Here is a 9781-nt window from a genome sequence, read left to right as displayed (position 1 = left end):
TTTATTCCTTCGGGTGGTTGGTGATGCCGCGCGCGTCGATCGCGCGGATGGTCTTGAGGTCGTCGCGTGCCTGGCGGCGGGCGGCGCGGCGCTCGCGGTGGGCGGCGCAGGCCTCGTGCAGGCGGGAGAGGGCGATGTAGAGGGCGCTGCCGAGGGCGGCGGCGAGGACGAGGGCGAGCAGGGCGGCCAGGCCGCCGAGGGCGGCGACGACGAAGGTCTGCAGGGGGGTCATTGGCGCCGCCTCTCGCGGCTGGTGATGTAGATGGCGCGGCCGGAGGCAGTGGTGAGGACGGCGCCCAGGGCGAGGAAGGCGATGGCCCAGAGCCGCAGTTCGCGGTATGCGGCATCAGCGCTGCCGAGCAGGCAGGCCATCGCGAGCAGGGCGAAGAACCAGGAGTCGGACAGGCCGATCGCCAACCCCAGCATGGCAAGGATGCCGACCGCGAGCGCGGCCCAGGTGAGCAGGGACATGGTGGTGGTGCCTTTCAGACGGTGGTGGGTGCGGTGCGGGCAAGCGGCCAGGGCCAGTTGGGCGGTCACGGCCCGCTGCCGAAGATCCGTTTGTAGGCGGCGTCGGCCCGCTGGTTGGCCACCCGCATCCGGTGGTCGGCGAGGTGGCCGCCTGCGACGCAGCCCGGCGTGTCGCAGGTGCGGGTGACACGGCCGACCGGGTCGCGGCCGTGGTGCAGGCGGAAGGCGATCCGGTAGGCGCTGTGGACCCGCCCCCCGTGCCGCAGGACAGGGGTACCGCTGCTGGTGACGTGGCCCTTCCACAGCAGGTGGCCATCGCCGGTGGGCGTGGTGCGGCACCGGAACAGGTCTTCCGGGCTCGCCGCGGCCGTGAACCGGTCGGCGAGGTGGCCGCCCGCGACGCAGCCCGGCGTGTCGCAGGTGCGGGTGACACGGCCGACCGGGTCGCGGCCGTGGTGCAGGCGGAAGGCGATCCGGTAGGCGCTGTGGACCCGCCCGCCGTGCCGCAGGGCGGGCACGCCGCTGTTGGTGACGTGGCCCTTCCACAGCAGGTGGCCATCGCCGGTGGGCGTGGTGCGGCGCCGGAACAGGTCTTCCGGGCTCGCCGCGGGGCGCGGTCCGCGCTTGTGCTTGGGCAGGCCGAGTGCGGCGCGGTGCTTGGCGACGGTTCTGGAGTCCATGTGCAGCCGGCGGGCAATCGCGTTGTCGGGCAGGCCCGCTCGCAGCAGCTCAACGACATCGGCGCGGGCTTTCACGACGCCTGCTCCACATGCAGGTTGGCGAGCAGACCCAGCCGCTTGCGCACCTGCTGCACGGAGTCGAGGCTGATGGCCATGCGGTGGGCGATGGCGGGGTCGCTCAGCCCGGACGACCACAGGGTGTAGACGCACCATTCGCGGGGTGTCCGCGGTTTGGTCTCCTGCGCTGGTGTCTCCTGCGCCGGTTCCGGCTGGGGGGTGTTGCGCTGCCGCCAGTTGCGGTTCTCGTGGTCGCGGTAGACCTCGCCGCTCCAGCACTTGGGGTCGATCGGCTCGTCCAGCCACAGGTGCCGCAGCAGCGCGAGGTGGGTGCCGCAGCGCTCGGCGCCGGTGAACTGGATGAGCGGGGCGTCCTCATTGCGGCGCCTGGCCGTGCTGTCGAGGCGGTGACGCTCGTCGTAGGTGAGGCCGGCGGCGACACCGTCCCGGTCGTCGCGGTGCAGGCCGCGCTCGGTCTCCTTCGTGTACGCCAGGCACTGGGAACGGACGGGGCAGCGTGCCACGCAGATGGTGCGCGCCTCGTGCTCGCGCTTCGGTGTGTCGAAGACATCCCGCTGGTCCCGGCAGGCGGCGTGCGCCATCCAGTCGTAGCGGTGGCCCGCGGTGTCGGGGACGGATCCGGTGTGGTTCATGGCTCACTCCGCGGCCGGTGCCGTCCGGGCGCCCTTGGGGGCCTTGCGGATGCTGAACTTGCGGTCGCGGCGGCGCACGGCGCCGGCCAGGGCCGGCGACACGCGGAACCGCACGGCGCGGTGCGCGGCGAGCGTGGTCACCTCACCGGTCTGCGGGTTGCGGGCCGGGCGCCGCTTGGTGCGGTATGCCAACCAGGTGCCGAAGTTGGTGACGGCGACGTCGTGCCCGGACGCGGCGGCGCGGGCGATGGCGTCGAAGGTTGCCAGGACGGTGTCGCGCACCTGCTTGGGCTCGGTGCCGAGGTCGGCGGCCACGACGGCGATGAGCTTGGTCGTGGTCAGCCGCCCGGTGATCGGGGTGGGGTGCTTCTTCTTCACGGGATGCTCCAGGCGGGGCGCGGGGCCGGTCGGCCCCGCGCCGGGGTCAGTAGTGGTCGCCGACGTGGGTGGTGCGCCAGGTGTGCTCGCTGACGCACACCTCGTCGCCGGTGCTCAGCTCCAGCTGCCAGCACGCCGGCCGGTAGCCGGCGACGCGCCGGATGCCGGTCGGCACGGTGCGGCAGGAGCGGACGGTGGACGTGGACTTGCCGACACGGCGGGACGACGTGGTGCACACGCGCTTCGTCGTCGTCACCGTGTGCCAGGTGGTGCGCGCGGCCTCGTAGTCCTTGCCGGTGACGGTGCCGTGCGGCTGGCTCGACCCGCAGCCGGCGAGCAGCAGCAACCCCGCAGCCGCGACGGCCGCCAAGAGGCTGCGGGGCGCCTTGGCCGCGCGCGGCGGGCAGATGCAGCGGACGCGCTGGCAGAACGGGCAGACGGGCACGCGGCTCACGGCAGGAGTCCCTTCGCGCGGGCCGCGGTCAGCCAGGTGCCGAACTCGCGGGTGAGACCGTCGTAGAGCACGCTGTCGGGCAGGCCGGACGGCCGGGCGCCGGCGTGGAAGTACGAGGCGTTGTCGACGAGGCGCCCGCCGAGGGTGTCGAGCTGCTGCAGGAAGCGGACCTCGCTGGGGCCGAACCCGACAAAGCTCCAGAAGATCGGCAGCTTGGAGGCCTGCGAGAGCTGGAGCCGGGCGTCGTCCCGGTCCTGCGGGTCGCCGTCGGTCTGGAAGATGACCAGGGCCGGGTCGGTGGCCCTGCTGCCGCGGTAGTGCTCGATGACGGCGCGCATCGCGGGCGCGTACTGGGTGCCGCCCATCGTGGATTCGCCGCCGTACCGCTGGTGCTGCTGGGCGACCACGCCCTGGTAGCGGTCCAGGCTGATGTCGACGACCGGGTACGGCGCGCTGTCGAACATCACGAGCGGGACGGTGCCGTCGTCGTCCAGGTTGGCGGACAGGCCGAGCGCCTGGTCGGCGAGGTTCTGCACGCTGCCGTCGGCGAAGTAGTCGCGCATCGACCAGGAGCGGTCGACGACCAGGTACACGGCCGCGCGCTGCCCGGCGGGAACGCCGGCCTTGGCCAGGGACACCCCGGCGGTCTTGACGAGCGAGACGAGCCCGGCGGGGACGCCGGTGAGCGACGGCGCCTGGGCGGATGCAGGCTCCACGGGCGCGGGCGGGGCCTTCTTGAAACGTCCGAACATGGGTACTTCTCCTTGCGGTGGTGGTGCCGCCCGCCGCCCGGCCGGTGTCATCCGGGCGGCGGGCGGGGCTTCGGGGGTTCAGGCGCTGGCGCGCCAGGCGGTGGCCGTGGTGTCGGTGAACTCCTGCGCGGCATCGGGCAGGGCGCTCGCGTCGCCAGCCGGGGACGAGTCGCGCCGCAGCTGCCGCATGGCGGTCGCGTTGGCCAGCTCGGCGCGCAGCTCGGTGTTCTCCGCGCACAGCTGGTCGAACGCGCCGAGCTGCTTCTGCAGGTCGGCGATCTGCCGCGACGCCTCGGCCAGGGCCTTCAGGGCGTCGTCCCGCTCACGGAGGGCTTCCTGCCGGCCGGCCAGCGCGCTCATCAGCTGGCAGGCGAGCCTGTCGGCCTCGGCCTCGAGCCGGGCAATGTCCTTGCGGAGCGCCGAGCGGGGCTGCACGAGCCGGTGCGCGCCGCGGCCGGCCGGGGCCGCGAAGTACACGGCCGCGCCGGCCCCGACCACGCCGACGGACAGGAACACATAGGCGATCACGCGTCCTTCTCCTTCTTCGGCGGGCACCACGGGCAGTACGCCGTGAGGCAGCCGGCCCCGCGCGCGATGGACAGCTCGTGGGTGGCGCCCTCGTTGGCGGCCTGCAGGTCGGCCACGCGCTGCTCCAGGGCACGGGCCCGGGCGCGTTCGGCAGCGAGCTGGCCGCGCAGCCGGTTGGCCTGGGCGTCGTTGATGCGGGCGCGCCAGCGGCGGATGATGCTCGGAGTGGTCATGCGGGCCTCGCAGTTGGTTCGGTGCCGCGCTGCTCGAGGCGGCGGGAGAAGGCGTCCAGGTCCTCGGTCAGGCCGGAGGTGATGGACTCGTGGAAGTCGCGGGTGTGCTGGTCGCTCGGGGCGACGTAGCAGACCCACAGGTCGACGCCGTTCTGCGTGACCTCCGTGCGGGCCCGGAAGGACCGGGCCGGGCGGTAGGCGGGCAGCCGCTCGCCGGTGCGGACCTGGTTGGCCGCGTGCTTGGCGCTGACGCTGCTGCCGTACGTCCCGGCGAGGACCCACTGGCCGGGCATCTCCCGGGCCTGCTGGGCGGCGTGCTTGTGGTCGACGCGCGGCTGGCCCTTGATCCCGCTCACCGGACGTCACCCCGCTGGGATGCGGCTGCGGTGGCGGCCGGCTGGAGCGGCGTGAGCATGCGGTGCCCCTCGAACGGCTCGCGCGGCAGCAGCTCTCCCTGGCCGGGCGGCGTCGGGACCGGCCGCGGCTCCGGGTCGGGGTCGTCCTCGCCGCGGAACTCGGTGCACGTGTAGTCGGCGTGGATTTCCTGCTGCTCTGTCTCCGTCAGCCACTCGGCTGGCCTCTTGCCCTCCAAGGCAATGAGGATCAGCGGGCATTCGTTGACAGCGTCGCCCTGCCGGGCCGGCTTGTCCCAGAAGCAGCGGTTGCAGTTCTTCGCCGACCAGGCCTCCCACTGGCTGGAGTTGGAGAAGGTGGACTCGTCGCGTGCGGCTGCGAGGGCCTCGTCATAAGTGCGCATCAGCGGGCGTTCCTCCCTGCTCGCTGCGCCGCGCGGTGGCGTGCCTGGCTCGCCCGGTCGGTCATCCGCTTACAGGTCAGGCACAGACGGCCCCCAGTCGTGGGGTGGACGTAGGTGTTCTCCTGCGAGTACGGATGGCCCTCAGGGCACTCGGTCTTGGCCGCATTGGCTGCGGAGAAGGACTCGCCGCGAAGGACGTTGACGGCGTTGGGGACCGGGTCCAGGTGGTATGGGTTCACGCAGTGCCGGGTGCGGCACAGGTGATCCAGTACCAAGCCGTCTGGAATCTCGGCGACCAAGCCCTCGTATGACCAGCGATGCGCGGGGACAGTCTGCGATCCCTGGCCTCCGCTCCGGAACCTGCCGTAACCGTGCTGGTTCGGCCGTCCAGTCCAGAGCCAGCACGGGCCGAGTTCAGGAGAGTGCTCAGGCACGGGTCCCTCCACGACCTTCGCCCAGAAGCGGATCTGCGGTGGAATCGGCCTGCGGCCACCGCGCCGCTTCCCCTTGAAGAACGCGGGCCGGCCGTAGTCGTCGGGGGTCACAGCTGCTCACCCCGCAGGCAGTCGGGCAGCTGCGGGACGTGCTCGCGCAGGATGCCGGTCTCGACGTCGTAGTCCTGGGCGCGGTCCCACGTGGCGAGGGGGAACGCGTCGCGTAGCAGCCGGGTGATCTTCCGGTGCTGGTCGCCGTTGAGCGGCACTTCGCGGTGCCCGAACGGCGGCCGGCGGTCGACGGTGAGCGCCAGCGCGACCCAGCGCAGGCCGTCCTCCCAGCGCACGCAGGTGATCCGGACCTCGGCGAGGTGCCGGCCGGTGATACGCCGCAGGCTGTCCCGCAACGCCAGCCGCGTGGCCTCCGGCGCGGCATGCTCGGTTGCAGTCTTGGTGCTCATGCCGCACCCCCGCGCATCACTGCGTCGTACAGGTCGCGGGCCCAGCGGGCGTCGGCGAGCGCGGTGTGCCGGTCGTCGCCGCGTGGCGGGGTCACGCCGAGCCGGGCGGAGATCTCCTCGGAGTCCCACGGCAGGCTGACGGTGTCCCCGCGGGCGGCCAGCGCGCCGACGGCGAGCGCCTCGACGTCGATGAGGTGGTAGTGCCACGGGGGCGGCCACTCGCCCAGCAGGCCACGCGCGATCATCTCGGCGTCGAAGCTGACCACGTTGCCGGCCATGTGGGCGCCGGCCAGATCGCGCTTCAGCCGGTCCAGTCCTCCAGTCCTCTCGGTCCAGGCGAAGCCGGGCGCGGTGGTGCGCTCGTGGAAGCGGCAGATCTCCAGGCCCTTGGCGTCAGCGTGGGCCATCTCCGTCGCCGTCGGCTCGAAGTGCAGGACCGTTTCCCGGTCCGGCTGTCCGGGCTCGCGCAGGATGTAGGCGATCTCCCACGGCACGTGGTCCGCGGGGTTGAGGCCGGTGGTCTCGCAGTCGATGAAGGCGAGGCGTGTCATGCCGCACCCCCGCCCGGGTGGAAGCAGGCGTGGACGTCGGCCATGAGCCGCTGGTAGGCGGCGACGGTGGCGGGGGGCCAGCGGTGCTCGGGCGCCGGGTGGGCCTCGCGGAACCAGCGGTCGCACACCGCGAGCAGCAGCTGCTCGCGGTCGGCGGTGCGCGCGGCCGGGCCGCCGTCGGCCGGGGTGACCGCCTGCGGGTGGTCGGCCGCCAGGCGGGCGAAGGCGTCCTCGAGGGCCGGGTCGTCCAGCAGGTGCCGGTAGTCCTGCTCGTGGCTGACCGGGTAGGTGCGCCGCAGCGCCTCGAAGTCGACCGTGACCGCGGCCGGGCGGCGGGGGCGCAGGCGGCTGGCCAGCCAGCGGGTGAACGTGGCGAGCGGGTGGTACGGGGCGCGGGCGATGTGCAGCGTTGCGGTCATCGCCATCGCCTCCCTTCGGGTTCAGTCGGTGGTGTGGTTGGGGTGCAGGGCCGCGCGTGCGGCGGCGGCTCCGCGCTGGTAGGTCTCGGGTCCGGGCGGGCGCCGGCGGTGGCGCCACGGCTCCGGTCGTGCGGCGAGCAGGTCCGGCGGCTCGGCCTCGGGGTCGGCGATCAGCTGGGCGACGATGACCAGGGCGCGGGGCCAGGTGAGGCCCTCGGTGTGGGCCTGGGCGAGGACGTCGCGCAGCTGGTCGATGGACCAGTCGGGCCGAGAGGCTGCGGCCAGGGCGAGGAGTTGGGGGGGCGCGGGCTGCGGCAGGTCGGTCATCGCCACCTCCTCAGCAGGTCGGCGGGTGGCCGGCAGGGACGGCACAGGCCGTCGGGCAGCGGCTGGCGGGACGGGGCGCCGCAGGCCTCGCACTCGTGCCAGCGGCCGGGCGGACGCGGGTACGCGGGCCGCTGGGGACCGGAGGGCTTGCCGGGCGGTCTCTGGCCGTCGGCGGCGCGCAGTTCGGCGCACACGTCGCAGGGGGCGCCGGTGTGCCAGATCCGGCCGGACTCGCACGCGGTGAGCCCGCAGCCGTGGCGGACCACCGCGGCGCCGAGCAGCCACCGGCCCGGGTCGCGGATCTCCTGCGTCGAGGCGACCCGGAACTCCAGGCGGGCGCGGATGCGTTCGGGCTCCTGGCCCTGGTCGAGCTGGCGGCCGATCTCCCGCGCCAGCTCGCGCACCACCCACGGGGACAGGCCCGGCAGCAGCGGCTTGACGGGTTCGAGGACTCGCCAGATCCGCGGAGCGAGCGTCAGCTGCGGCCCCGCGTACGGGCGGCGCAGCGACGGCGGAAGCGGAACGAGGTCGGCCCGCGCGCTACTACCTGAGCCTCGCCTACGGCGGATACCAGAGACGGCCCGCGGTTCTTCGGGTGAGTCAGTCTGCTGGTCTTCCTCATACGCGAGGGATCCGCATCCATGATCCCCACCCGACCCCTCTCCAGTGTCCGCAGTGAGCGCGGCCTGGGTGGGCTCGTCGTGCACCGTGTAGAGGTGGCGACCGCGGTATCCGGCGCGCCGCTCGACGCTGATCCAGCCGAGCCGCTCCAGCTCGCGCAGGATGCGCCGCACCGAGCGGACGTCGAGGGGTTCGCCGGCGCGCTGGCCGGAGCGGTGACGCAGGATGCGCGCCAGCTCGGCCAGGGTGATGTGGTGGCCGGTGGCGGTGGCGTACGCCAGGGCGGCGTACGCGCGCAGTTGGCGCGGGCTGAGGCTCTCGGCGGCGCGCGACGGCACCCAGGCGCCGTGCTCGCGCCGCCAGTCGGTGGCGCGGATCCGGCGCACCGCCGTACGCCCGGTGCCGCTCTTCTCCCACGTGCGCCGCCGGCTGGTCAGCTCCACCACGTCGTCGGCCGGGTCCGGCCGCATGAGCTGTGTGAGCGCCTTCTCGACGGTGGAGCGCGCCAGTCCGAGCAGGCTGGAGAGGTAGGCGACCCCCGCCTCGCAGCCGGTGTCTCGCCGGTCGAGGGCGGCGATCTTCACGTACACGGACACGGTGGCGTCGCTGTAGGAGCCGAGGATCACGCGCAGCGGAACGCGAACGCGCTGAGGCATCGGGGTCACCTCCCTTCGGGAGCAGTGCGGGTGGGGTCAGGGGCAGGTCAGCGGTCGCGGTGGGCCTCGAAAGCCAGGAAGGCGCAGCCGAGCCACGTGAGGACGACCGCCGCACCGCCCGCGATGGCGGCGAGCTGCACGTCGAGGCTCATGCCGTACGTGATGCCGCCCGACAGGGCGCCCAGCAGCAGGCCGGCGAAGAAGACGGGCATCGGTCAGTCCTCGCTGTCGTGGTTGCGGGCGGTGTTCAGCAGGGCGGTGAGGCCGTCGGCCAGGGCCTGCATCTCGTGCCGCATCTCGGTGACCGTCAGGTCCGGGCCGCGCATCAGCCGCTGCGCGTACTCCCGCCAGTGCTCAAGGCCGGCGCGGAGCCGCGCGGTCTCCAGGTAGGCGAGCATTCCGCCGGTCAGCCGCAGCGTGTTGTCGGACAGCTCCAGCTGGCCGTCGTCGTCGAAGGTGCCGTGCGCGGTGCGCTGGAGGTGGAGGAAGCGCTGCGCCTCGCGGACCGCCGGTTCCTGCTCGCGGTTCGGCAGCTCCAGGCCGACGATGCGGACCTTGACGCTGGGCTCCTTCTCGGTGCCCGGGGCGGGCTCGGTCCGCTCGATCGCGGCGAACTCGATGATGGCCATGCGGCGGGCGCCGGGCTGGTCGTACATCGGCCGCACGTGCGGCTCCAACGCCTCCTGCGCCGACGCCGACACCTTGGCGTCAAACTTCAACTGCGTCACGACTCGGGCTCCTTGGGCTTGGTCAGGCGCCACACGCGGATGACGGCGCCGGGATGAGAGAGGGCGTCGACGCCCGTGAGCACGTACCGCTTGGCGGCGACCGTGTCCGTGACGACGCTGTCGTCGAGCAGCACGCCGGCGTCCTTCAAGGCGTCCTGGGTCGAGCGGAGCAGCTTGTCCGTGTCGGGCTTGCCGATCGGGAACTGCGGCGCGGACGGCTTCACCACTCCCGCGTTGCGGCCGGTGCCGTAGTGGCTCCTCGGCCGCCGCAGCGTGAACACGACCTCCAGCCGCACGGCCTCGCGGAGGGGCCGCCACGCCTCGTCGTAGGCCAGGGCGTCGAGGGCGGCCGACTTCACGGCCTCACGCCACGGCTTCACCTTCGCCGACGACTCGTACAGCGCACCGGAAGGGTTGCGGGTCTTCGAACCCTGCGGGCCCGGGGTGCCGTGCACGGTGATGTCGAAGACGGGCTTGGTCCCGCTCAGCTCGCCGGCGGCCTGGGTGGTCGGGGACCCGCCCGGCGCAGGCGGGGTCACCGGAGCAGAGGAACGAGCGTGCTCCTCTCCTGCCTTGGCTTCCGCAGCGGCCCCCGTGCCCAGGGCGGCGGACGGCGTTGAC

The 9781-nt window shown here is 73.3% G+C and carries 20 protein-coding genes; all 20 read right to left on the bottom strand.

The genetic code is table 11. From position 1 onward, the window contains the following. Position 1 precedes the first annotated feature (1 nt). Entirely contained in the window at positions 2–232 is a 231-nt protein-coding gene (locus IE225_RS21995) for a hypothetical protein (RefSeq protein WP_190059320.1), read from the bottom strand. Beyond that, a complete protein-coding gene (locus IE225_RS21990) occupies positions 229–540 on the bottom strand; it encodes a hypothetical protein (RefSeq protein ID WP_190059319.1) in 312 nt (103 codons plus the stop codon). The genes IE225_RS21995 and IE225_RS21990 overlap by 4 nt, the downstream gene beginning before the upstream one ends. Next, positions 537–1226, bottom strand: coding sequence for a hypothetical protein (locus IE225_RS21985; RefSeq protein ID WP_190059318.1), 690 nt, complete (start codon positions 1224–1226; stop codon positions 537–539). The genes IE225_RS21990 and IE225_RS21985 overlap by 4 nt, the downstream gene beginning before the upstream one ends. Beyond that, the gene (locus tag IE225_RS21980; RefSeq protein ID WP_190059317.1) at positions 1223–1861 is read right to left on the bottom strand and encodes a WhiB family transcriptional regulator; all 639 of its coding nucleotides are present in this window, start codon (positions 1859–1861) and stop codon (positions 1223–1225) included. The genes IE225_RS21985 and IE225_RS21980 overlap by 4 nt, the downstream gene beginning before the upstream one ends. A 3-nt stretch (positions 1862–1864) precedes the next feature. Beyond that, entirely contained in the window at positions 1865–2239 is a 375-nt protein-coding gene (locus tag IE225_RS21975; protein ID WP_190059316.1) for an HU family DNA-binding protein, read from the bottom strand. 46 nt (positions 2240–2285) lie between these two features. Then, positions 2286–2693 (bottom strand): hypothetical protein, encoded by a 408-nt coding sequence (locus IE225_RS21970; protein ID WP_190059315.1) that lies wholly within the window; start codon positions 2691–2693, stop codon positions 2286–2288. Beyond that, positions 2690–3445 carry a VWA domain-containing protein gene (locus IE225_RS21965; RefSeq protein WP_190059314.1) on the bottom strand — a complete coding sequence of 252 codons (756 nt, stop codon included), beginning with the start codon at positions 3443–3445 and terminating at the stop codon, positions 2690–2692. The genes IE225_RS21970 and IE225_RS21965 overlap by 4 nt, the downstream gene beginning before the upstream one ends. Positions 3446–3523: 78 nt before the next feature. Further along, entirely contained in the window at positions 3524–3973 is a 450-nt protein-coding gene (locus tag IE225_RS21960; protein ID WP_190059313.1) for a hypothetical protein, read from the bottom strand. Beyond that, positions 3970–4206 (bottom strand): hypothetical protein, encoded by a 237-nt coding sequence (locus IE225_RS21955; protein WP_190059312.1) that lies wholly within the window; start codon positions 4204–4206, stop codon positions 3970–3972. Before IE225_RS21955 ends, IE225_RS21960 begins: the two co-directional genes overlap by 4 nt. Next, entirely contained in the window at positions 4203–4562 is a 360-nt protein-coding gene (locus IE225_RS21950) for a hypothetical protein (protein WP_190059311.1), read from the bottom strand. The genes IE225_RS21955 and IE225_RS21950 overlap by 4 nt, the downstream gene beginning before the upstream one ends. Then, positions 4559–4963 carry a hypothetical protein gene (locus IE225_RS21945; protein WP_190059310.1) on the bottom strand — a complete coding sequence of 135 codons (405 nt, stop codon included), beginning with the start codon at positions 4961–4963 and terminating at the stop codon, positions 4559–4561. The genes IE225_RS21950 and IE225_RS21945 overlap by 4 nt, the downstream gene beginning before the upstream one ends. Beyond that, positions 4963–5202 (bottom strand): hypothetical protein, encoded by a 240-nt coding sequence (locus IE225_RS34110; RefSeq protein ID WP_190059309.1) that lies wholly within the window; start codon positions 5200–5202, stop codon positions 4963–4965. The genes IE225_RS21945 and IE225_RS34110 overlap by 1 nt, the downstream gene beginning before the upstream one ends. 302 nt (positions 5203–5504) lie before the next feature. Further along, complete coding sequence (locus tag IE225_RS21935) at positions 5505–5858, bottom strand: hypothetical protein (protein ID WP_190059308.1); 354 nt, start codon at positions 5856–5858, stop codon at positions 5505–5507. Then, the gene (locus IE225_RS21930) at positions 5855–6409 is read right to left on the bottom strand and encodes a 3'-5' exonuclease (protein ID WP_190059307.1); all 555 of its coding nucleotides are present in this window, start codon (positions 6407–6409) and stop codon (positions 5855–5857) included. The genes IE225_RS21935 and IE225_RS21930 overlap by 4 nt, the downstream gene beginning before the upstream one ends. Further along, complete coding sequence (locus tag IE225_RS21925) at positions 6406–6828, bottom strand: hypothetical protein (protein WP_190059306.1); 423 nt, start codon at positions 6826–6828, stop codon at positions 6406–6408. Before IE225_RS21925 ends, IE225_RS21930 begins: the two co-directional genes overlap by 4 nt. A 21-nt stretch (positions 6829–6849) precedes the next feature. Next, positions 6850–7155 (bottom strand): hypothetical protein, encoded by a 306-nt coding sequence (locus IE225_RS21920; protein ID WP_190059305.1) that lies wholly within the window; start codon positions 7153–7155, stop codon positions 6850–6852. Then, on the bottom strand, positions 7152–8432 hold the full coding sequence (locus IE225_RS21915; RefSeq protein WP_190059304.1) for a hypothetical protein: 1281 nt from the start codon (positions 8430–8432) through the stop codon (positions 7152–7154). The genes IE225_RS21920 and IE225_RS21915 overlap by 4 nt, the downstream gene beginning before the upstream one ends. A 47-nt stretch (positions 8433–8479) precedes the next feature. Then, positions 8480–8644, bottom strand: coding sequence for a hypothetical protein (locus IE225_RS21910; RefSeq protein WP_190059303.1), 165 nt, complete (start codon positions 8642–8644; stop codon positions 8480–8482). A 3-nt stretch (positions 8645–8647) separates the two neighbouring features. Next, complete coding sequence (locus IE225_RS21905) at positions 8648–9160, bottom strand: hypothetical protein (RefSeq protein WP_190059302.1); 513 nt, start codon at positions 9158–9160, stop codon at positions 8648–8650. Next, positions 9157–9699, bottom strand: coding sequence for a RusA family crossover junction endodeoxyribonuclease (locus tag IE225_RS21900; protein WP_190059301.1), 543 nt, complete (start codon positions 9697–9699; stop codon positions 9157–9159). The genes IE225_RS21905 and IE225_RS21900 overlap by 4 nt, the downstream gene beginning before the upstream one ends. Positions 9700–9781: the final 82 nt, after the last annotated feature.

Source organism: Streptomyces echinoruber (genome assembly GCF_014651135.1).
GTDB classification, from domain to species: domain Bacteria; phylum Actinomycetota; class Actinomycetes; order Streptomycetales; family Streptomycetaceae; genus Streptomyces; species Streptomyces echinoruber.
The sequence above is the reverse complement of the archived record's forward strand: the minus strand, read 5'-3'. Positions and strand labels throughout refer to the sequence as shown.